23 protein-coding genes and 1 tRNA gene are annotated in these 21,494 nt (G+C 43.1%); all 24 read right to left on the minus strand.

The genetic code is table 11. From position 1 onward, the window contains the following. The 24 genes from OMP94_RS03030 to OMP94_RS03145 all read right to left on the minus strand — a co-directional run bounded on the left by OMP94_RS03030 (position 1) and on the right by OMP94_RS03145 (position 21,458). On the minus strand, positions 1–777 hold the full coding sequence (locus OMP94_RS03030) for a TatD family hydrolase (RefSeq protein ID WP_266275870.1): 777 nt from the start codon (positions 775–777) through the stop codon (positions 1–3). 28 nt (positions 778–805) lie between these two features. Beyond that, a complete protein-coding gene (locus tag OMP94_RS03035; RefSeq protein ID WP_266275872.1) occupies positions 806–1,159 on the minus strand; it encodes a PilZ domain-containing protein in 354 nt (117 codons plus the stop codon). Further along, positions 1,156–2,124 (minus strand): DNA polymerase III subunit delta', encoded by a 969-nt coding sequence (gene holB, locus OMP94_RS03040; protein ID WP_266275874.1) that lies wholly within the window; start codon positions 2,122–2,124, stop codon positions 1,156–1,158. Before holB ends, OMP94_RS03035 begins: the two co-directional genes overlap by 4 nt. After that, entirely contained in the window at positions 2,121–2,756 is a 636-nt protein-coding gene (tmk, locus tag OMP94_RS03045; protein WP_266275876.1) for a dTMP kinase, read from the minus strand. Before tmk ends, holB begins: the two co-directional genes overlap by 4 nt. Next, positions 2,753–3,769: an endolytic transglycosylase MltG gene (gene mltG, locus OMP94_RS03050; RefSeq protein ID WP_266275878.1), complete on the minus strand. Its 1,017-nt coding sequence runs from the start codon at positions 3,767–3,769 to the stop codon at positions 2,753–2,755. Before mltG ends, tmk begins: the two co-directional genes overlap by 4 nt. Beyond that, entirely contained in the window at positions 3,766–4,596 is an 831-nt protein-coding gene (gene pabC, locus OMP94_RS03055) for an aminodeoxychorismate lyase (protein ID WP_266275880.1), read from the minus strand. The genes mltG and pabC overlap by 4 nt, the downstream gene beginning before the upstream one ends. Before the next feature lie 10 nt (positions 4,597–4,606). Further along, positions 4,607–5,848: a beta-ketoacyl-ACP synthase II gene (fabF, locus tag OMP94_RS03060; protein WP_266275882.1), complete on the minus strand. Its 1,242-nt coding sequence runs from the start codon at positions 5,846–5,848 to the stop codon at positions 4,607–4,609. A gap of 95 nt (positions 5,849–5,943) precedes the next feature. Then, positions 5,944–6,180, minus strand: a complete 237-nt coding sequence (gene acpP, locus OMP94_RS03065; protein WP_266275884.1) for an acyl carrier protein — start codon at positions 6,178–6,180, stop codon at positions 5,944–5,946. A 138-nt stretch (positions 6,181–6,318) separates the two neighbouring features. Continuing rightward, a complete protein-coding gene (gene fabG / locus OMP94_RS03070; protein ID WP_266275886.1) occupies positions 6,319–7,062 on the minus strand; it encodes a 3-oxoacyl-ACP reductase FabG in 744 nt (247 codons plus the stop codon). Then, positions 7,059–8,000 (minus strand): ACP S-malonyltransferase, encoded by a 942-nt coding sequence (gene fabD / locus OMP94_RS03075; RefSeq protein ID WP_266275888.1) that lies wholly within the window; start codon positions 7,998–8,000, stop codon positions 7,059–7,061. The genes fabG and fabD overlap by 4 nt, the downstream gene beginning before the upstream one ends. Positions 8,001–8,017: 17 nt before the next feature. Beyond that, positions 8,018–8,974 (minus strand): beta-ketoacyl-ACP synthase III, encoded by a 957-nt coding sequence (locus OMP94_RS03080; RefSeq protein ID WP_266275890.1) that lies wholly within the window; start codon positions 8,972–8,974, stop codon positions 8,018–8,020. After that, positions 8,974–9,993, minus strand: a complete 1,020-nt coding sequence (plsX, locus tag OMP94_RS03085; protein WP_266275892.1) for a phosphate acyltransferase PlsX — start codon at positions 9,991–9,993, stop codon at positions 8,974–8,976. Before plsX ends, OMP94_RS03080 begins: the two co-directional genes overlap by 1 nt. An 11-nt stretch (positions 9,994–10,004) precedes the next feature. Beyond that, positions 10,005–10,184, minus strand: a complete 180-nt coding sequence (gene rpmF / locus OMP94_RS03090; protein ID WP_266275894.1) for a 50S ribosomal protein L32 — start codon at positions 10,182–10,184, stop codon at positions 10,005–10,007. A gap of 31 nt (positions 10,185–10,215) precedes the next feature. Continuing rightward, positions 10,216–10,734 carry a YceD family protein gene (locus tag OMP94_RS03095; RefSeq protein ID WP_266275896.1) on the minus strand — a complete coding sequence of 173 codons (519 nt, stop codon included), beginning with the start codon at positions 10,732–10,734 and terminating at the stop codon, positions 10,216–10,218. A 100-nt stretch (positions 10,735–10,834) separates the two neighbouring features. Further along, the gene (gene purF / locus OMP94_RS03100; RefSeq protein ID WP_266275898.1) at positions 10,835–12,343 is read right to left on the minus strand and encodes an amidophosphoribosyltransferase; all 1,509 of its coding nucleotides are present in this window, start codon (positions 12,341–12,343) and stop codon (positions 10,835–10,837) included. Positions 12,344–12,346: 3 nt separating this feature from the next. After that, positions 12,347–12,853 carry a CvpA family protein gene (locus OMP94_RS03105; protein WP_266275900.1) on the minus strand — a complete coding sequence of 169 codons (507 nt, stop codon included), beginning with the start codon at positions 12,851–12,853 and terminating at the stop codon, positions 12,347–12,349. A gap of 104 nt (positions 12,854–12,957) precedes the next feature. After that, positions 12,958–13,602 carry an SPOR domain-containing protein gene (locus tag OMP94_RS03110; protein WP_266275902.1) on the minus strand — a complete coding sequence of 215 codons (645 nt, stop codon included), beginning with the start codon at positions 13,600–13,602 and terminating at the stop codon, positions 12,958–12,960. A gap of 19 nt (positions 13,603–13,621) precedes the next feature. Beyond that, entirely contained in the window at positions 13,622–16,054 is a 2,433-nt protein-coding gene (gene lon / locus OMP94_RS03115) for an endopeptidase La (protein WP_266275904.1), read from the minus strand. A 132-nt stretch (positions 16,055–16,186) separates the two neighbouring features. Further along, on the minus strand, positions 16,187–17,458 hold the full coding sequence (clpX, locus tag OMP94_RS03120) for an ATP-dependent protease ATP-binding subunit ClpX (protein WP_266275909.1): 1,272 nt from the start codon (positions 17,456–17,458) through the stop codon (positions 16,187–16,189). 26 nt (positions 17,459–17,484) lie between these two features. Beyond that, entirely contained in the window at positions 17,485–18,120 is a 636-nt protein-coding gene (gene clpP, locus OMP94_RS03125; RefSeq protein WP_266275911.1) for an ATP-dependent Clp endopeptidase proteolytic subunit ClpP, read from the minus strand. A gap of 87 nt (positions 18,121–18,207) precedes the next feature. Then, positions 18,208–19,506, minus strand: coding sequence for a trigger factor (tig, locus tag OMP94_RS03130; protein WP_266275913.1), 1,299 nt, complete (start codon positions 19,504–19,506; stop codon positions 18,208–18,210). Between the two features lie 58 nt (positions 19,507–19,564). Continuing rightward, a tRNA-Leu gene (locus tag OMP94_RS03135) sits at positions 19,565–19,649 on the minus strand. A 300-nt stretch (positions 19,650–19,949) separates the two neighbouring features. Continuing rightward, a complete protein-coding gene (locus tag OMP94_RS03140) occupies positions 19,950–20,870 on the minus strand; it encodes a 5'-nucleotidase (protein ID WP_266275915.1) in 921 nt (306 codons plus the stop codon). Positions 20,871–20,888: 18 nt separating this feature from the next. Further along, the gene (locus OMP94_RS03145) at positions 20,889–21,458 is read right to left on the minus strand and encodes an NERD domain-containing protein (RefSeq protein ID WP_266275917.1); all 570 of its coding nucleotides are present in this window, start codon (positions 21,456–21,458) and stop codon (positions 20,889–20,891) included. Positions 21,459–21,494 lie beyond the last annotated feature (36 nt).

Genomic DNA, 21,494 nt, shown 5'->3' on the forward strand with positions numbered 1-21,494 from the left:
TTAAGCTGCTTTAGTTGATGGAAATAACTGATAAAAATTCTGCGTGGTTTGTTCAGCAATTTGAATAACTGGCTCACCTCGTAAGTCAGCCAAAAACTCTGCAACATGCGTTACAAACACTGGTCTATTGGTTTTGCCACGGTGAGGGACCGGTGCCAAATACGGCGAGTCGGTCTCAATCAAGATACGATCTAACGGCAGTTTTTTTGCCACATCTTGTAATTCTTTAGCACTTTTAAACGTGACAATACCTGACAGCGAAATGTAAAAGCCAATATCTAAAGCACGTTTGGCTGTTTCCCAATTTTCAGTAAAGCAATGAATAATGCCACCGGCATCACGTGCATCATGCTGTTCGAGCATCGTCATCGTGTCTTCGCGAGCTTCACGGGTATGAATAATCAATGGCTTTTGGGTTTGTTTTGCCGCTTCGATATGCACTCGGAAACGTTCACGCTGCCAAGCAAGATCGCCTTCTGAACGGAAATAATCCAACCCAGTTTCACCAATAGCAATAACTTTCGGGTGGCTGGCTACATTCACCAGTTCTTCAATGGTGAATTGTTCGTCGGCATCAACATTTGGATGAATACCAGCACTTGCTGTAACCGTTGGGTATTTATCAGCAATTTGCTGGACTTCATCACAGCTTGCTTTATCAATTGCGATACACAGAATGTGTTCGACTTTATTTTCGATAGCTTCAGCAACCATAGCGTCAATGCCGCCCGGCTCATCTGCCAACAAATTTAAGTGACAATGGGAATCTATAAACATATTTTTGTGAGCGTCAATGTAGCGGAAACTACATTGAGTATGTGGCTTTATCTGATTTGAGTTTATCAACGAGGTAGTTTTCGATTTTGCCGCGTACCACACTGGCACTGCCATCAATATCACTGAAGTGCACACCAATACCAGCAGCTTGATTGCCCTGTGCGCCAACAGGTGTGATCCAAGCGATGGTACCAGCAACAGGGATTTTTTCAGCTTCGTCCATCAAGCTCAGCAGAATGAAAACCTCTTCTCCCATCTGGTATTCCTTATTCGTAGGAATAAACAGACCGCCATTTTGTAAAAACGGCATGTAGGAGTGATACAGCATATTATGGTCGCTGATTTTCAGTGAAAGTATGCCTTTTCTTGGATTCATGCTCATAAAGAAACTCGACTCAGCGATGTACTACTTGCTTGACCTGTACGACCAATTCGCATTACGGAAATCATAAAATCTTCTATTAACAAGGTCTTGTTGTAGTTATTACTGGAAGATACTAGCTTTATTGTTTGTTGTATGCAATCCATAATCTGCCATAAGCCGCGTGAATCTTGAGATTCAGGCTGCGAAATAAGCTTATTTTTCATGCTGTACTGCAAAATGTTTAAGACCGTCAGCAAATCATGCTCTTGCCAAAGACTACTCATTTGAATCGGATTGGCTTTTCCAGTCAATAATTGCTCAAAATCTGCGTTAACCTGCGCACATAACTCGTCATAATTTGCTTCAAGCATTTGCTTAATCATCAACGGCGCGCCCTGAGATAGAGGCAGTAGCTGTTGTAACTGCGTTTCAGAAATCGCTATCTGTTCCCCTTGAAGCCAAGATTTTGCTTGTTCAAGTGACGGTGATTGCATTGGCCATAATTGGCAACGACTTCGAATCGTAATTGGCAACTGCTGCGGTTGACTGCTCACTAAAATAAATAATGTTTGAGCGGGTGGCTCTTCGAGCAACTTTAGAAGACTGTTGCTGGCATTGTTAGTCATCTTATGGGCTGGGTGTAAAACCACGGTTTTCCATGCAGCGATATTTGAGGTCAAAGACTGCTTCTCAATCAATGCACGAATCTGCTGGATTTTGATGGTTTTGTCGCCCTCTTCGGGCTCAATCAGCAGATGATCCGGGTGTGCCTGTGCAGCAAACAATTCACAACTATGACAACGACCACAAGCCTCTGTCTCAGCTGGAGACTGACACAAAACATATTTAGATATCGCTAACGCTAGCTCTGTTTTGGCTAGTCCTTTAGGACCTGTCATCAAGATGGCATGTGGCAGACGTTGAAGTTGCCGGATATTGAGAAACTGCTGCCATAAAGGCTGATGCCATGGGTAATTAATCATGCTTTGGCAGTATCTAGCAGTTGGTCTAATTGAGTTGATAACTGTGCTTGAATCGCTTCAATCGTTAACGCAGCATCAATGATCTTAATACGGTTTGGTTCTGCTTCAGCAAGTTGTAAATAGTGTTGACGGACTTTATCAAAGAAGCTGTGTTTTTCTTGCTCAATACGATCTTTGGCATTACCGCGGGTTTTGACACGCTGCTGTCCGGTCTCAACAGGCAAATCAAACAGGAAAGTGATATCTGTTGAAATTCCTTGCAGACTCCAATCAGCTAGCTGCTGGATACGATTACTATCAATACCGCGGCCACCACCTTGGTAGGCGTAGGTGGCATCGACAAAGCGATCTGATAATACCCACTGTCCACGCGCCAAAGCTGGCAGAATTTTGTGTTGAATATGTTGAACACGTGCCGCAAACATCAATAATAGTTCAGCATCGTCAACTATAGGTTCGTCACTTGGTGTTAACAAAAGCGTACGGATTTTTTCACTTACTTCTGTTCCACCCGGCTCACGAGTAACGACAAGATCAACACCACGCTGACGTAAATACTCGGCAATAAAAGCAAGCTGTGTGGATTTACCCGCCCCTTCTATGCCTTCAATACTGATAAATTTACCGTTCATCGATTTAACTGGTACTTGCGTACGGCTTTGTTATGTTCACTATAGGTTTTGGAAAACTTATGACGGCCTTCTTCACCTGTCGCCACAAAAAATAAATACTCACCATCTTTAGGGTGTAAAGCCGCATGGATAGCTTCTTTACTTGGTAGGCAAATCGGCGTTGGCGGCAGTCCATGACGGGTATAGGTGTTATATAAAGTATCGGTCCGTAAATCTTTACGGCGAATATTGCCATCGTAACTTTCACCCATACCGTAAATCACGGTCGGATCTGTTTGTAAACGCATGCCTTTCTCCAAGCGTCTAACAAACACACCACTGATTTCATCCCGCTCTTCTGGCACGCCCGTTTCTTTTTCGATAATCGATGCCATTATCAAAGCTTCGTAAGGACTATCGTAAGGTAAGTCGTCAGAACGTTCAGACCATGCAGAATCAAGCTCAGATTGCATATTTAGATAAGCACGACGTAGAAACTGAATATCGGTGGTGCCTGCTGGAAATTTGTAAGTTTCAGGTAAAAACCAGCCCTCAGCGTGGTCATCGGGAAGGTTTAATGCAGCGGCCACAGCAGGCAAGTCAGCCAGTTCCTCTGTGGTGACGATTTTGGGGTGTTGACGCACTTTCAATAACAATTGTTGTGCCGTCATTCCTTCAACAATAGTCAGGCCATATTGGACAACTTTACCATCGACAAATTGTTGTAATAACGCGGGCAACGTCGTACCACTACTAATGGCATATTCACCTGCTTTGATTTGGTTTGCAGTACCTTGATAACGACCGTATAAATCTAAATAGATACTTGGCGTAGGGCTTAAACCCTCTTGAAATAAACGCTGGCTAATACGGCTTAGGTTATCACCAGGTTGAATGGTGAAAATCGTTTCTTCATCCACTGAGGTTTGAATTGGCGTATTGAGAAATCGTTGATATTCACTCCATGCATAAAGCAATGGCAGGCCCAACAAAAAAACAATAAAGAGTAATTTAAGCGAAGCAGAAATTTTCATGGGTGCATTATTGCTTGTGACAACCAATGCTGCAATTTTTGTGTCACTAAGCCATGAATCCAAGTCTTATCGATGCCAATAATTTTTGTTACGGGCCAGATACCTATCACACTATTACAAAGGAATACTTCATCAGCATGAAGTAAATCATCAAGACTTAATTTGCACTCTTTTACGCTAATACCATGGGATAAGGCAACATTTATTATGTTTTGACGCATCGTGCCACGAATTCCGCATTCACTTAAATCAGGTGTAAATAACTGACCTTTTTGCACCAACAAGATGTTGCTCATGGTGCCTTCAATGAGTTCACCTGCTGTATTAAGCATTAATCCTTCAGCAATGGTCGGATCACGCCATTCATTTCGTGCTAACACTTGCTCCAGACGATTTAAGTGCTTGATGCCAGCGAGTTGCGGGTTAATTGCTAATCGCTGCTCACAAAGGCGCACAGTCACACCTGATTGATGACTTTCCGGATAGATTGGGAATGGATGACTGCTGACAATTCGTGTTACTTCAACGTTTTCAGCATATTGATAACCGCGACCACCAACACCACGGGTAATGATTACCTTAATAACAGCGTTATCTGTGAGATCTGCCGTGACTTGTTTAAGGTCTGCTTGGATTTGAGTTAGATCAACGTCTTGTAATGGTAAATTCAAACGTTGGCAGCCACGTTCTAACCGCTGCAGGTGTGCATCTACCCATTCAAGTGTTTGATTACGATAGGCGATGGTCTCAAAGAGTCCATCGCCATATTGTAAACCTCGGTCCCCTACTGCGATTCTGTCTTCGGGTTGCCCGTTAATCAGAATCATTACTTCAGGTTTAGCTAAGTTTGCGGAAAATGACAGTACCGTTGGTGCCACCAAAACCAAATGAGTTTGACATGGCAACCTCGATCTTCATTTGACGAGCAGTATTTGGAACGTAGTCCAAATCACAACCTTCGTCTGGGTTTTCCAAGTTAATTGTTGGCGGTGCAACTTGATCACGTATGGCTAATACTGAGAAAACAGCTTCAACACCACCTGCTGCACCTAATAAGTGACCAATCATTGACTTGGTTGAGCTTACTGCAACAGATTGTGCAGAATCGCCTAATGCGGCTTTAATCGCCATAGTTTCTGCGATATCACCCGCTGGTGTCGAAGTACCGTGGGCATTGATGTAATCAATTTGATCTGCATTCAGGCCAGCATCATTCATCGCATTTCTCATACAACGTGCTGCACCCTCACCACCTTGTGATGGCATCGTCATGTGGTAAGCATCACTGCTCATACCACTACCTGCCAATTCAGCGTAGATAGTCGCACCACGTTTCACGGCATGTTCGTATTCTTCAAGAACCAAAACACCGGCGCCATCACCCAGTACAAAACCATCACGGTCTTTATCCCATGGACGGCTCGCAGCTTGAGGATCATCGTTACGAGTAGATAATGCACGTGCAGCAGCAAAACCACCTAAACCAGTACGTGAAGTAGCCATTTCAGCACCACCCGCAATCATGACATCTGCTTCACCATACTGAATCATACGACCAGCAGCTGAAATACAGTGTGTACCTGTAGAGCAAGCGGTAACGATGGCTGTATTAGGACCTTTCATGCCGTACATGATCGACAGATTTCCCGAGATCATGTTGATGATGTTACTTGGCACGAAGAAAGGTGAAATTTTACGAGGACCGCCACTAAGGAAGCTGTCATAACCAGATTCGATACCCGGTAGACCACCGATACCAGAACCGATTGCAACACCGATACGTTCGGCATTTTCATCAGTGACTTCCAGACCAGCGTCTTTAATCGCTTCTACTGCCGCAGCAATACCATAATGAATAAAGGTATCCATTTTTTTAGCATCTTTGCGAGAGATGACGGTTTCAACATCAAAATCTTTGACGCTAGCACCAAAACGAACTGAGAAGTCACTGACATCAAAACCAGTAATAGGATTGACGCCACTTTTACCAGCAACGATATTGGTCCAACTTTCGGCAACTGATAAACCGACAGGTGTGACAGCACCCAGGCCAGTCACAACGACACGTCTTTTAGACATTTGCTTTCCTCATGCAAATCGGGTGTTCAGATATAACATAGCCGCCTAGCATGCTTGACACACTAGACGGCTATAAAAGAAGCGCTGTAACCGTATTAAGATTGGTTAGCGTTAATGTAAGCGACGGCTTCTTTAACTGTTGTGATTTTCTCAGCTTCTTCGTCTGGGATTTCACATTCAAATGCTTCTTCAAGAGCCATTACCAGCTCAACAGTGTCCAGTGAGTCTGCGCCCAGGTCATCGATGAATGAAGCATCAGCAGTTACTTCATCTGCATTGACGCCAAGCTGTTCGACGACGATTTCTTTTACGCGAGCTTCGATATCACTCATAACTAAAATTTCCTTTGGTAGTTAAGTACAAACAACGTGCAGGCATTTTATAGTGCACGCATCGCAGAGACAAGCCAAAACGCTTTTGCTATATCATTACTGCGTTTAAAAACCGCAACCATTAATGGTTAACGGCGCTTAATTCATATACATGCCGCCATTAACGTTCAATGTTTCACCGGTAATATAACCGGCTAATGGGCTGGCTAAAAAGCTTACAGCCGCGGCAATTTCTTCAGCTTCACCTAAACGTTTCACTGGAACATGGTCCAATAAAGCCGCTTTGTGCGCTTCTGGTAAATCTTTGGTCATATCCGTATCAATAAAACCTGGTGCAATACTGTTAACCGTAATACCTCGTGCGCCAACTTCACGCGCTAATGATTTACTGAAACCAATAACTCCGGCTTTAGCCGCAGCATAGTTGGTTTGACCAGCATTACCCATGACGCCTACAACTGATGTAATGTTGATGATACGACCCCAACGCGCTTTAGTCATCGCGCGCATGCAACGTTTGCTCAGTTTGTAAATTGGTGTCAGGTTAGTATCGAGGATGTCATTCCACTCCTCGTCTTTCATACGCATCAATAAATTGTCGCGAGTAATACCAGCGTTATTAACCAAAATATCTGGTGCGGCAAACTCTGCTTCTACTTCACTGACAACACTTTCAATTGCATCAGCATCAGTCACATTTAATACAACACCCTTGCCTTTGATACCTGCTTCTTGCAGATAAGCAGAAATAGTTGCTGCACCGTTTTCAGACGTTGCCGTACCAACAACCGTCGCGCCTTGTTGACCTAAGCTCAAAGCGATTGCTTTACCAATGCCACGAGTAGCACCTGTTACCAGTGCTGTTTTTCCCTCTAAACTCATGCGCTCTCTCCTGCTAATTGTTTTGTTTTTTCTAAGCTTGCCACATCAAATAATGGCTGCGCGTTAAGATTTTTATCAATACGTTTTGCAAGGCCTGCCAAAACTTTACCGGGACCGCACTCAACTAATGTATCAACACCTTGCTCCGCCAGATAAGCAACACTTTCAACCCAACGAACAGGACTGAAAAGCTGTTTGGCTAATAAAGAGCGGATTTCGTTAACATCAGTTGTGCTAGTGACACTGGCGTTATGAATAACAGGAGTTGTTGGTGCTTTGACGTCGATAGCGGCAAGTTCAAGGGCTAACTTTTCAGCCGCTGGCTGCATTAATGCACAGTGTGAAGGTACGCTAACAGGCAATAATAATGCACGTTTTGCGCCAGCAGCACTTGCTAAATCAATTGCTTGATTGACAGCTGTTGCCGCACCAGCAATGACAACTTGCCCCGGTGAGTTAAAGTTAACCGCTTCTACAACCCCGTGAATGCTTGCTTGTTTACACAAGTCGATAACTTGCGCATCTTCCAAACCAAGAATAGCGGCCATAGCGCCTTCACCAGCTGGAACAGCTTCTTGCATTAATTCGCCGCGTTTGGCGACAAGTTTAATGGCATCTTGGAAATCAATAGCACCCGCTGCAACTAAAGCAGAATATTCACCAAGGCTATGGCCAGCTAGGAATGTCGGTTGAAAACTGTTTTCAGCTTGCCATACACGCCAAACAGCAATACCCGCAGCTAACATCGCTGGTTGCGTTTTATCTGTTTGGTTGAGATCTGATTCGGGTCCATTTTGGACTAATTGCCAAAGATCGTAGCCCAACACTGCTGACGCTTCAGCAAAGGTTTGTTCAACAATTGGGAAACTAGCGGCCAAATCAGCAAGCATGCCGATTGATTGGGAACCTTGACCGGGGAAAACAAAAGCAGATTGCATGTTTACGTCCTAACTCTTTAAAACTGGATTAAAGCTGAGCCCCAGGTAAAACCGCCACCAAAGGCTTCGAGCAACAGTTTTTCACCGCGCTTGATTCGGCCATCGCGGACAGCTGTATCTAGAGCTAAAGGTATAGATGCTGCCGAAGTATTACCGTGCTTATCAACCGTAACGACAACGTTATCCATAGACATATTCAGTTTACGAGCCGTCGCCGCAATGATACGAACGTTAGCTTGGTGTGGCACTAACCAATCAATATCGTGTTTTTCTAATTGGTTGGCTTCCAGTGTTTCATCAACAATCTGGCTCAATGTTTTAACGGCAATCTTGAATACTTCGTTACCCTGCATATCAATATATGCGGCATCTTCAGTAGGTACAGCACCAGGACCTTTCGGCACGTGAAGTAAGTTGTTGAAGCTACCATCACAATGAATATGTGTAGATAAAATACCAGGCGTTTCTGAGGCTTGTAAGACAACCGCACCAGCACCATCACCGAATAAGACACAGGTATTACGATCAGTCCAATCGATAATGCGTGAAATTGATTCAGCACCGATGACTAATACGTTTTGTGCGCTACCCGTTTTGATAAATTTATCCGCAACGGTTAATGCGTAGACAAAACCGGTACAAACCGCTTGAATATCAAATGCAGGAGAACCATGGATACCTAATTTTTCTTGTACCAGCGAAGCTGTACTAGGAAAGGTTTTAGTCGGTGTGGTTGTTGCGACAATAATCAGGTCAATATCCTGATTAGAGATCCCTGCAGCTTCGATAGCTTTCACTGCTGCGTTGTAGGCCAAATCCGTTGTTGTTTCATTATCAGCAACAATGTGGCGTTTGATAATACCTGTGCGTTCTCTAATCCATTGATCACTGGTATCGACCATTTTCTCTAGATCTGTATTACTCAGCTCTTTTTCTGGCAAGTAACTACCGGTACCAATAATTCTCGAATACATCAAAGCACTTGCCCTTCCTGCAGTGTTTCTAAATGACGGCTAATATGCTTGGGAACATCTTTGCGCGCTTCGATAATTGCGATATCAATCGCATTGGCAAAAGCGAAACTATCTGCACCACCATGGCTTTTGATAACGATACCTTGTAAGCCGATAAAATTGGCACCGTTATATGCACGTGGGTCTAATTCTTTACTAAAGTGTTTGAGAACAGGATAAGCAACTAAAGCAGCAAACTTGGTAAACACATTACGTTTGAATGAATTACGCAGGTAATGACGAATCATGTGCGCAACACCTTCACTCGCTTTCAGCAATACGTTGCCAACAAAGCCATCGCAAACCAGAACGTCAACTTCACCTTTATAAAGGCCATCGCCTTCAACAAAGCCAATGTAGTTGAGATCGGTATCAGCTAATAAACGTGCAGCTTCTTTGACACGTTCACTACCTTTGATTTCTTCAGCACCGATATTCAGCAAACCGACAGTAGGCTGTTTTTTGCCATCAACAAGCTCGGCAAGCACAGAGCCCATTAATGCAAATTGCACTAAATGTTCGGCGCTAGAATCAACGTTGGCACCCAAGTCCAACACATAAGTGTGGCCTTTCATTGTCGGCAACGCGGTAACGATAGCGGGACGTTCAATGCCAGGTAATGTTTTTAACACAAATCGTGCTGTGGCCATTAAGGCACCAGTATTACCGGCACTGACACAGGCGGCTGCAACATTCTCTTTAACAAGATTGATAGCAACACGCATGGAAGAATCTTTTTTACTGCGTAAAGCGCTCTGTGGTGCCTCATCCATTGCCACAACTTGAGAAGCGTGGTGAATGGTAACTCTGTCTTTATCTACAGTAGATTGCTGCGTCAATGCAGCTTGCAAAGTGGCTTCGTCACCAACCAAAATCAGTTCTACATCATTGTGCTTTTGTAGGGCTGATATGGCAGCGGGGATCACAACCTGAGGTCCGTGATCCCCGCCCATTGCATCAATAGCAATTTTAAGCGTCAATGACTTACGCCTTATTCACTCTTATCAGCAATAACTTTACGACCACGGTAGAAACCGTCTGCAGTCACATGGTGACGACGGTGCAGTTCACCTGAAGTGCTGTCAACTGACAGTGTAGTTGCGCTCAGTGCATCGTGTGAACGACGCATGCCGCGACGTGATTGACTCTTTTTACTCTTTTGGACAGCCATGAAGGTAACTCCTAACCTAAATCTAAAAAACTTACTTTTTGTCTTTCAATGCAGCTAATACTGCAAATGGTGAAGCTGCTTTATCAGCTTCTTTTTCCTGCTCACCTGACTGCCAGACATCTTCTGGCAAACAGGCATTTTTATGTTTTGGCACAATCGGCAATGCCAAAATTAATTCATCTTCAACCATTTGGGCCAGGTCGACATGCTTTGCATCGTCGATGATCCAAGGCTCATATTGTTCAGCTAAGCCTTCAACTTTTCCTTCATGGCGGATGATGCCTAATAATGCTGGTACATCTAAATCCAGCGTCATTGGTGACATACAGCGTTCACAAATTAATTGAATGCTTGTTTTGAAACGACCTTCCATAAATGGTAAGCCTGTTTCATCAATATCAAACAACAAATCGACATCAACCATACCTTCATCTGTCACCAAAGACTCAGCTAAACGAGGCATTGATGACAATGGAATTTGTCCGCTCAAACGTAGGCCGTTATGGGCGAAACGAAACGGATCAATTTCTTTGGGCAATTGCTGATGCATAATCGACGGGATTATATAAGAATTCGCTGTAAACAGCAAAGCATAAGCTGCTTAAAGTAGCAGCCCTGCTTTGCTGAATACAAAATAGGACATTTAAGGTTTAAGCATCATTGTGTAATTCAATGATGGCATTCCCTTGATTGCTTTTATGTTTAGAAGAATCATTACGTAACGCATCGATATAGTAGAGATAATCTGCATCAATATCGCCAGTGATGTACTCACCATCAAAGCATGAAGTATCGAAGCGTTCAACATCACTCTTCTTGTTAATCGCAGCGACCAAATCTGCTAAGTCTTGATAAATCAGTTTATCAACACCCAGTTCTGCTGCGATCGTATCAACATCACGATTATGCGCAACGAATTCATGTGGTGATGGCATATCAATACCATATACATTTGGAAATCTTACTGGCGGTGCAGCAGAGGCTAAGTACACTTTCGCAGCACCCGCATCACGCGCCATTTGAACGATTTGCTGTGAGGTTGTACCACGAACAATTGAGTCATCTACTAATAAGACATTCTTACCACGAAACTCAAGGTCAATCGCATTAAGCTTTTGTCGAACAGATTTCTTACGTTGTGTTTGACCCGGCATGATAAAAGTACGGCCGATGTAACGGTTTTTAATGAAGCCTTCGCGATAGATAACACCTAAATCATAGGAAAGCTGTAATGCCGCACTGCGACTGGTATCTGGAATAGGAATAACTACATCAATATCGTGATCAGGCCACTCACGTAAAATCTTTTGCGCTAACTTTGTCCCCATCCGCATACGGCTCTTATGAACAGAAATGCCATCCATCATTGAGTCAGGACGTGCAAAATAAACGTACTCAAAAATACACGGTGACATCACTGGGTTTTCAGCACATTGCTGAGTGTGTAATTGTCCATTGGTATCAATAAATACACACTCACCCGGCGCGATATCTCGCATCAGTTCATAATCAAGCGTATCAATAGCGACACTTTCAGAGGCAACCACATATTCTTTGCCCTTATCTGTATCACGTTGACCGATTACAGCAGGACGAATGCCGTATGGGTCACGGAATGCCAGCATACCAACACCAGCAATCATCGCAACGGCAGCATAGGCACCTTTACAACGTTTGTGCACTTCACGAACAGCGTTAAAAATATCTTCTGGTTGTGGCTGTAATTTACCGGCAGTTTGTAACTCGTGAGCCAATACATTTAATAAGACTTCTGAATCAGAGTCAGTATTTAAATGGCGACGATCACTTTTGAATAATTGATCTTTAAGTGCTTTGGTATTGGTTAAGTTACCGTTGTGGGCCAAAGCAATACCGTATGGTGAGTTGACGTAAAACGGCTGTGATTCAGCTGATGTTGAACATCCGGCCGTTGGGTAACGAATATGACCAATACCCATATTGCCTTTAAGGCGAATCATATGTCGTGTATGGAATACATCTTTAACTAGCCCGTTATCTTTACGCAGGTAAAAACGGCCTTCATCATCACAAGTCATGATACCAGCAGCATCTTGTCCACGATGTTGCTGAACTGTCAGACCATCATAGAGCGCCTGATTGACCTCTGAATGTCCAACGATACCAATAATTCCGCACATATATCAGTCCTGCCAGGATGAGTTGAAGTTAATATGAGTTGCAATGTCGTCCGGCAATAAGCCAACAACCCACATTGCCAGTTGTTCGAAGTGTTCAATTAATAACGCGTTTTGCCACCAATCATCTGATGGCATTGGTGTCAGACCTGCAATCAGTACGAGCAAAGTAACAATTGCCGCACCACGCAATAAACCAAAAATCACACCAAGGGCCCTATCTGTTCCCGTTAAACCTGTTTTTTCTACCAACTGTGAAATTAAGTGATTTACTAGTGCACCCAGAATAAGTGTCACTACAAATAAAATAAAAAATGCCGCAAACATCCTGATTGACGGCGTATCGACGTAAGGAATCAGTAAGCTTGCTAAGTGCGCATGAAACATCAACGCAACCCAAAAAGCTAATATCCAGCTAAGCAGTGACAAAACTTCACGAATAAAGCCACGTACGATACTTATTGTGGCAGAGAGCAAAATGATGCCGATGATCAGAAAATCAACCCAGTTCATAGATACTCCGCGCCACACTGCGAATTAAACACGGTATTTTACCAGATTGTTTCAGTCGTACCCAACAAGCTTTAACACTAAAAACCTTGAAAAATGGACTTTCGTTATTGGGTAAGAACTTGCGCATTCATACCTTGTTGTTTGATTTTTGCAGCAGTTGCATCGGCTTGACTACGATCTGATACCGCAGGTAAACGAACCCGATAAATCTGGCCGCTAGAAGTCTGACTGGTTTCGATATAGGGTTTATAGCCCATCTGTTCGACTTTGGCTTTAAGTGCCTGCGCATTGGCTTGAACAGAAAAACTACCTAATTGTATTAGCCAACTATCACCGGATTTAGTCGGCGTACTCGTTGATGTAGGTTTAGGTGCTTCAGGTGCTGGTTTAGGTGCCGGTGCGACCACTTCAGGTTTAGGCTCTGGCTTAATAGTTTCAGGAGCTGGTTTTGGGGCAGGAGCAACCTCAGGTTTAGGTGTTGGTACTGGCTCAACTACCGGCACTGATGGCACAGCAACGATACTTTGCTGTGTATCTGCATCAACCATGGTTTCACCATCATCGACAAAGGTTTCGACTTCGTCATCAATAGGTTCAATAACAGAAGAAAATTCGATGGGCTCCGGAATCTCAAGCGTTTGTTGACGTTCATGCTCACCAACTTTGCTCAATACTAGATACGCCAACACAGCGATAAACAGTATCAGTAAGCCTGCACCAATTAGACGTTGTTGTTGAATCGGGCTCATCGAATTCTCCGTTTAGAGATTAATGCCTTTTTTGAGTATTCACTTCGTGAAAACCTGATTTTTCATTCGCCATTACAGCGGGAGACGCTTCAGGCTCCGATCTTGGTGATGGCATTGATTGTAATGCAACTTCAAGTACTTCATTAATCCAGCGGACCGGAATAATAGTTAAGCCCTGCTTAACATTCTCTGGTATCTCACGAAGATCTTTAACGTTATCATTTGGAATCAATACCGTATCGATACCACCGCGGTGTGCAGCAAGTAACTTTTCTTTCAAGCCACCGATTGCTAATACTTCACCACGTAAAGTGATTTCACCGGTCATCGCAACATTTGCTTTCACAGGGATACCGGTAATAGCAGACAGTAACGCTGTACACATACCAATACCGGCACTTGGACCATCTTTTGGTGTCGCGCCTTCAGGTACGTGAATATGCAAATCATGGTTTTGCATATAGTCATCAGCAATACCCCAATCTGCAGCACGTGAACGCACGACTGTTGTTGCAGCTTGAATTGACTCTTGCATAACATCACCCAGCTTACCGGTATAGCTTGCTTTACCTTTACCCGGCATGATGGCTGACTCAATCGTCAATAACTCACCGCCCACTTCAGTCCAAGCAAGACCAGTCACTTGACCAATGCGGTCTTTTTCTTCTGCAATACCATATTGATAATGGTATACACCCAGATAGTCTTCTAAATTATCTTTGGTAACTACGATCTTATCTTTTGGTGAATCAAGTAGGATCTGTTTCACCAATTTACGGCAAATCTTAGAGATCTCACGCTGTAAATTACGCACACCTGCTTCACGGGTATAACGACGGATAATTTCCATCACCGCTTCGCTGCTAATTTCTACCTCATCCGCTTTCAAACCATTATCTTTAATAGCTTTAGGCAGCAGATATTGCAAAGCGATATTCAATTTTTCATCTTCGGTATAACCAGCAAGACGAATAATTTCCATACGATCGCGAAGCGCATCAGGAATATTCAAAGTGTTTGCAGTACAAACAAACATGACATCTGATAAATCGTATTCCACTTCGAGGTAGTGATCAGCAAACGTCGAGTTCTGTTCTGGATCCAATACTTCTAATAATGCTGATGCTGGATCACCACGGAAGTCTTGGGCCATTTTGTCGATTTCGTCTAATAAGAACAGCGGGTTTTTCACTTCTGTTTTTGAAATGTTTTGAATGACTTTACCTGGCATAGAACCAATGTAGGTACGACGGTGACCACGAATCTCAGCTTCATCACGCACACCACCCAAGGCCATACGTGTAAATTTACGGTTCGTTGAACGGGCAATTGACTGAGCAATAGAGGTTTTACCTACACCTGGTGGGCCAACTAAACACAGAATTGGGCCTTTTAGTTTTTTAACGCGTTTTTGTACCGCTAAATATTCAAGAATACGGTCTTTAACTTTCTCTAAGCCAAAGTGATCTTCATCAAGCACTTGTTGTGCTTTTCCAAGATCTAAGGTGACCCGTGAACGTTTTTTCCAAGGTACTTCAAGCAGTGACTCGATGTAATTACGGACAACAGTTGCCTCAGCCGACATAGGCGACATCATGCGCAGTTTTTTCAGCTCAGACTCAGCCTTTTCACGTGCTTCCGTTGTCATCCCAGCATCAGCAATCTTTTCTGCCAGATCATCAGCTTCATTACCTGACTCATCTAACTCACCAAGCTCTTTCTGGACAGCTTTGAGTTGTTCGTTCAGATAATATTCGCGCTGACTTTTTTCCATCTGTTTTTTGACGCGGCTACGAATACGTTTTTCGATTTGTTGGATATCAATTTCTGACTCGAGGTACGCCATCAGTTTTTCGATACGCGCTTTAACTTCAGCCATTTCTAACAGCTGTTGCTTGTCTTCCAGCTTTAAAGTCATATGCGCTGCAACGGTATCTGCCATTCGAGCAGCTTCTTCAATGCTTGATAAAGAGGCAATAACTTCAGGTGGGATCTTTTTATTAAGCTTGACGTATTGCTCAAACTGGCTCAGCAACGTGCGCATTAATACATCTGCTTCACGCTCTTCAGGTTGTTGATCCTGTATCAACGTGACTTCGGCTTCAAAGAAATCATTGCTGTTATCGTAAAGTACGACTTGGGCACGCTGCGTACCTTCGACTAATACTTTTACTGTGCCGTCAGGCAGCTTAAGGAGTTGTAAGATGTTAGCCAAAGTACCTGTTTCATATAGATTTTCAGTACTCGGCGAATCTTCACCAGAATCTTTTTGGGCAACCAGCAGAATTTGTTGATTGTCATCCGTAGCTGCTTCCAGTGCTTTAATTGATTTTTCACGACCAACAAACAACGGAATCACCATGTGGGGATAAACCACCACGTCGCGCAGCGGTAAAACTGGGACTTTACTCAAAGAATCTTCGGTAACAGTGGTTTTTGATTCATTTTCCATCAAGCGGACCTCACTTAACATGCTAAATAGCATGATTGATTACATTTGCTGTTTATATGGGGACAGCCAAATAGAAATCAAGCAATCAATTTAACGATTGCTTGATTTCTTAAGCTTTAAAGAACGAGGCGTTTATTTTTCGCCTGCAGCAAGGTCTTTGCTGTGATCTTGATACATCAAAATTGGTGAGTTTTCACCATTAATAACGCTTTCATCAATGACCACTTTACTAACATTTTCTAACGATGGCAGGTCAAACATTGTGTCTAACAAGACATTTTCAATGATAGATCGTAAACCACGGGCACCAGTCTTACGCTCCATCGCTTTGCGGGCAATGGCACGTAATGCATCGTCACGGAACTCAAGTTCACAATCTTCTAACTCAAACAGTTTTTGATATTGTTTGGTGAGAGCATTTTTCGGTTCGGTCAGAATTTGCACCAATGCAGCTTCATCAAGTTCATTCAGTGTTGCTACAACAGGCAAACGACCAACAAACTCTGGAATTAAGCCATATTGAATCAAATCTTCTGGCTCTACCGTACGTAACGCTTCACTAAAACTCTTTTGAGTTTCAACACTTTTCACATCAGCAGAGAAACCGATGCCACCTTTGTGGGTACGGTTACGAATAACCTTATCAAGCCCAGCAAACGCACCACCACAGATAAACAAAATCTTGCTGGTGTCAACCTGCAAAAACTCTTGCTGTGGATGTTTACGACCACCTTGTGGTGGTACCGATGCAATCGTGCCTTCGATCAATTTCAAAAGCGCTTGCTGCACGCCCTCGCCTGATACATCACGTGTAATTGATGGGTTGTCAGACTTTTTAGAGACTTTATCTATTTCATCGATATAAACAATGCCAGTTTCTGCTTTTTCGACATCGTATTCACATTTCTGTAACAGCTTTTGAATGATGTTTTCAACATCTTCACCGACGTAACCGGCTTCGGTTAATGTCGTGGCATCAGCCATAGTAAACGGCACGTTAAGTTGTCTAGCGAGAGTCTCAGCTAATAACGTCTTACCACTACCTGTCGGGCCGATTAACAAAATGTTACTTTTTGATAACTCAACATCGTCAGTTTTTTGACCATGACGGAGACGTTTATAGTGGTTATAAACCGCAACTGACAAAACGCGTTTAGCTTTTTCTTGGCCAATTACGTAATTATCTAACGCCGTATTGATCTCATGTGGTGAAGGTAACTTAGCTTCTGCAGGGTCAACCTTCTGCTCCTGCATTTCTTCGCGAATAATATCGTTACATAGTTCGACGCATTCATCACAGACAAACACAGATGGGCCAGCAATTAACTTTTTAACTTCATGCTGACTTTTACCGCAGAAAGAACAATACAGTAATTTATCGTCGTTTTTCTTGTCGTCACTCATCGCGTTACATTCCTACTGTTGGGTTTTCAAGCTTTTTCGTCAGGACGTTTCGTCAATACCGAATCAATTAGACCATAATTTGCGGCTTGTTCACCATTCATAAAGTTGTCACGATCGGTATCTTTTTCGATTGTCTCAATATCCTGACCAGTATGATCCGACATAATTCGGTTCAAACGGTCACGAATACTCAGAATTTCTTTTGCATGAATATCAATATCCGATGCTTGACCTTGGAAACCACCTAATGGTTGGTGAACCATAATTCGTGAATTAGGTAATGCAAAACGCTTGCCTTTTGCACCAGCAGTTAATAATAAAGCCCCCATGCTCGCCGCCTGACCAATACATAACGTACTAACATCAGGTTTAATAAATTGCATGGTGTCATAAATTGCCAAGCCCGCAGTGACAGCACCGCCCGGCGAATTAATATACAAATGAATATCTTTGTCAGGATTCTCAGACTCTAAAAACAGTAACTGTGCGACAACTAAATTGGCCATGTGATCTTCGACTTGGCCAACCAGAAAAATCACCCGCTCTTTTAATAATCTTGAATAAATATCGTAAGAACGTTCGCCCCGAGAAGTTTGCTCGACAACCATCGGTACCAGCGCATTGCTAACTGGTTGGGTTTCACCGGTAAAGATTTTGCTCATAAGAATCCTGTCATTAAGCCAAAAAAATAAGCCCGTGCCCAAATTGGATGAGCACGGGCTTCTTCTGTCATTTTACGGTTACTTTAATTATTTCGCCGCGTTCATTACTTCGGTAAATGAAGATGTGCTCTCAGTTACTTTAACATGGTCGTAAATCCATTCAACAACCGCGTCTTCAACGACCATCATTTGGATTTCAGAAAGTTTGTCCTGATTGCTCGTGTAGTAGTTCACTACATCTTCAGGATCTTCGTAACTCGCAGCAATAGCATCAATCGCTTCTTTTACCTTGGCTTCATCTGGTTTGATGCCATTGTCAGAAATGATTTTGCCGATTAACAGGCTTAATTTGACACGTTTTGAAGCACTGTCTTTGAAAGTTTCAACTTCAAATGGCAAGCCATCAACGTTAACACCTTGTTGGCGTAAGTTGTTTTTCGCTTGTTCCATTAGATAATGTGCTTCACGTTCTACTGGCGCTTCTGGCAATGCAATTTCGTTGTTTGCCGCAACTTCATCCATTGCTTTACGTTTGTTAGCAGCTTTCAATGCAGCAGCTAATTCGCGTTCCATATTGGCGCGAACTTCTTTTTTCAGTGCAGCAAGACCACCTTCAACACCACAAAGCTCAGCGAAATCTTTGTCTAATTTAGGCAGTTTTTTCTTAGCAACTTCTTTAACAGTAACCGCGAACTCAGCTTTCTTACCACGCAGGTGCTCTGCACGATAATCTTCTGGGAAAGTCATGGTAACCGTTGTTTCTTGATCAGCTTTAGTACCAATCAGTTGCTCTTCGAACTCAGGCAACATGTTGCCACTACCGATGATGACTTGAACGCCTTGGCCTTTACCACCTTGGAACTCTTCACCGTCGATGCTGCCAACGAAATCAATCGTTACGCCATCTTCTTCTTTGGCTGCGCGTTTCATTGGTTCCCAAGTCGCGCGTTGCTCACGAAGAGTTTCAAGCATAGTGCTGACATCATCTTCAGTGACTTCAGCAACTGTTTTTTCTAATTTGATGTTGTCTAGCTTGAGGTCGCCAACTTCAGGAAAGATTTCGTAGTTCAACGTATAAATCAGTGCTGAGCCTTCTTCTTTCATACTGTCAATGTTAGGGGTGTTAGCAGGATTCACTTTTTCCTGATTAAAAGCTTCACGCATGCTTTCTTGAACCACTTGGTCAATCACTTCACGACGTGCAGCTGGACCGTGGGTCTTAACAACCATACTCATTGGGACTTTACCAGGACGGAAGCCTGACATTTTGACGTTAGGGCGAATTGACGCTAAACGTTGTTGAACAGCTTGTTCGATGTTTGCGTCTTCAACGGTGACCGTCATTTTACGGCCTAATTCGCTGACATTTTCTACAGTAACTTGCATTCTTTACCTCAAACATGGGGGATCAGAATATTGTTGGTTGAGACCAGCAATTTCAAAATGGTACGAGAGGAGAGACTCGAACTCTCACAGGTTGCCCTACTGGAACCTAAATCCAGCGCGTCTACCAGTTCCGCCACTCTCGCAATGTGTTATCAGATATACCGTAATATCTAAACAAGTCGGCTATTATAGCCAGTTCAACTTGGCAACACTAGCCTTGTTGATTTAAAAATCAAAATCCCATATTTGACTGCCGGCAAAATAATTGAAAGTGTTCAATATTTACTAGCAGCAAGAACGCTGAAATATTAACTTTCAGCAAACCTTGCGTTTGCCAAATCAGCGATATTGGCCGGCATTATTATGGATGTTGGCATGCGAAGCAAGTTTTAATGTCACGATAAAAACATACTTAGCCTTATCTTACTGCCAACATTACAGTTTTATGAATTGTTTTGTGTCTTAGTTTGGTTAGCAATACCGTGAGGAACATGTCCGGTCGCGACATGGGCTTTTGCTGATTCACAATGTTGCTCTTGGTCATCGAAAAAAATATCGGCACCAAATGACTTTAAAAAAGGCCCTTTTTCCATACCACCTAGGAATATCGCTTCATCAATACGAATCCCCCACTCCCTGAGTGTGCGAATAACGCGCTCATGTGCTGGTGCAGAACGTGCTGTAACCAAGGCAGTTCTAATTGGCGCTTGGTTTTCAGGGTATTCGGTTTGGATCCGGTTTAGCGCAACCAAAAAATCTTTAAATGGGCCACCCGACATCGGTTGTCTTGCCGTCTTTTGCTCATTTTGGGTGAAAGCTTCTAAGCCTCGTTCTTTGAAGATACGCTCTGACTCATCAGAGAACAGAACTGCATCACCGTCAAAAGCAATACGCAGCTCTTCGAACTCAGAGTTGTTACCAACATTACTCGGAAATATTGTAGCAGCAGCGATACCCGCATCTAGTGCCATACGTACATCTTCAGGACTTGTTGATAAAAACAAACTCGCACTAAACGGCGCAACGTATCGATATGGACTGCTACCAGAGGTGAATACTGCTCGACTAATTTTCAGTTCGTGGTGCTGAATAGAATTAAATACACGTAGCCCAGTATCGGCACTATTACGGGACAACAAGATGATCTCGACACGCGGTGTTTTTGGATTGTTGTCATTAAGCGCCAGTAATTTTCTAACTAGATTAAAGGCCCCGCCTGGTGCTAATGGTACATCTTCATTTTCAATTTGATATCGGCAATAGGCTTCAGTGCCCTCTTCCTCATAAATACGATGACTTTCATCAAGGTCGAACAAGGCACGAGAAGAAATAGCAACAACTAATGGTTTTGCGGCTTCACTCAATGGTGGGCCTCCCAATAACTATGAATGATGATTCGCTATATTCAACAATGATTGCCAACTACTTTGCAATGGCTGTTCTGGTAAAGCAGCTTGTTTAAATAGCGGCTGGAGATCGTTATCTAAAGTACTCAGCGACGAAACGTTATCTGGCTTACCTTTTGGAAAATTACAGTGTCCGGTAAAAACGACATGGGTAAAAATCGGCGTTTTCGGCACAAGTAAAGACAGAGACTGCTGCACATGTAACAAATGCGTTAAAGGATTAGCAAATTTATAACTGCGGCCGCCTACCAATTGAGTCCATTGTTCAATTTTTTCAGCGCCAAATAGATGGCCATTAACAGAATATTGGTGAAGGATTAGCAAGCCTTGTTTTAATTTGATAAGTCGTTCGATTTCTATCAAACCACCCATTCCATCAGGAATAAGAATGCTATTAGCCTCATCAATCTGGTGGGGTTTCAAAATTTTCTGAATTTTTTGTTCTGCACTTTTATTGCGTGTTTTGATTCGAAGGAAAAGCCAGGCAACCAATAAAATCAATAGTGCAATCAGCACGATACTTTCAATCAACCATGAATCTAGCAAGCAACCACCTCCTTAATCGAGCCGGGATTATACGTT

It is taken from the genome of Methylophaga sp. OBS3 (assembly GCF_026319325.1).
In the GTDB taxonomy this organism is placed as follows: domain Bacteria; phylum Pseudomonadota; class Gammaproteobacteria; order Nitrosococcales; family Methylophagaceae; genus Methylophaga.

What these genes read in the sequence shown, in the direction of transcription:
- tig (WP_266275913.1), bottom strand. Translation starts at nt 19,506, where the DNA reads ATGCAAGTTACTGTAGAAAATGTCAGCGAATTAGGCCGTAAAATGACG.
- lon (WP_266275904.1), bottom strand. Translation starts at nt 16,054, where the DNA reads ATGGAAAATGAATCAAAAACCACTGTTACCGAAGATTCTTTGAGTAAA.
- mltG (WP_266275878.1), bottom strand. Translation starts at nt 3,769, where the DNA reads ATGAAAATTTCTGCTTCGCTTAAATTACTCTTTATTGTTTTTTTGTTG.
- OMP94_RS03110 (WP_266275902.1), bottom strand. Translation starts at nt 13,602, where the DNA reads ATGAGCCCGATTCAACAACAACGTCTAATTGGTGCAGGCTTACTGATA.
- purF (WP_266275898.1), bottom strand. Translation starts at nt 12,343, where the DNA reads ATGTGCGGAATTATTGGTATCGTTGGACATTCAGAGGTCAATCAGGCG.
- holB (WP_266275874.1), bottom strand. Translation starts at nt 2,124, where the DNA reads ATGATTAATTACCCATGGCATCAGCCTTTATGGCAGCAGTTTCTCAAT.
- acpP (WP_266275884.1), bottom strand. Translation starts at nt 6,180, where the DNA reads ATGAGTGATATCGAAGCTCGCGTAAAAGAAATCGTCGTCGAACAGCTT.
- pabC (WP_266275880.1), bottom strand. Translation starts at nt 4,596, where the DNA reads ATGATTCTGATTAACGGGCAACCCGAAGACAGAATCGCAGTAGGGGAC.
- clpX (WP_266275909.1), bottom strand. Translation starts at nt 17,458, where the DNA reads ATGAGTGACGACAAGAAAAACGACGATAAATTACTGTATTGTTCTTTC.
- OMP94_RS03035 (WP_266275872.1), bottom strand. Translation starts at nt 1,159, where the DNA reads ATGAGCATGAATCCAAGAAAAGGCATACTTTCACTGAAAATCAGCGAC.
- fabG (WP_266275886.1), bottom strand. Translation starts at nt 7,062, where the DNA reads ATGAGTTTAGAGGGAAAAACAGCACTGGTAACAGGTGCTACTCGTGGC.
- fabD (WP_266275888.1), bottom strand. Translation starts at nt 8,000, where the DNA reads ATGCAATCTGCTTTTGTTTTCCCCGGTCAAGGTTCCCAATCAATCGGC.
- clpP (WP_266275911.1), bottom strand. Translation starts at nt 18,120, where the DNA reads ATGAGCAAAATCTTTACCGGTGAAACCCAACCAGTTAGCAATGCGCTG.
- OMP94_RS03095 (WP_266275896.1), bottom strand. Translation starts at nt 10,734, where the DNA reads ATGCATCAGCAATTGCCCAAAGAAATTGATCCGTTTCGTTTCGCCCAT.
- rpmF (WP_266275894.1), bottom strand. Translation starts at nt 10,184, where the DNA reads ATGGCTGTCCAAAAGAGTAAAAAGAGTCAATCACGTCGCGGCATGCGT.
- OMP94_RS03080 (WP_266275890.1), bottom strand. Translation starts at nt 8,974, where the DNA reads ATGTATTCGAGAATTATTGGTACCGGTAGTTACTTGCCAGAAAAAGAG.
- OMP94_RS03030 (WP_266275870.1), bottom strand. Translation starts at nt 777, where the DNA reads ATGTTTATAGATTCCCATTGTCACTTAAATTTGTTGGCAGATGAGCCG.
- fabF (WP_266275882.1), bottom strand. Translation starts at nt 5,848, where the DNA reads ATGTCTAAAAGACGTGTCGTTGTGACTGGCCTGGGTGCTGTCACACCT.
- tmk (WP_266275876.1), bottom strand. Translation starts at nt 2,756, where the DNA reads ATGAACGGTAAATTTATCAGTATTGAAGGCATAGAAGGGGCGGGTAAA.
- OMP94_RS03105 (WP_266275900.1), bottom strand. Translation starts at nt 12,853, where the DNA reads ATGAACTGGGTTGATTTTCTGATCATCGGCATCATTTTGCTCTCTGCC.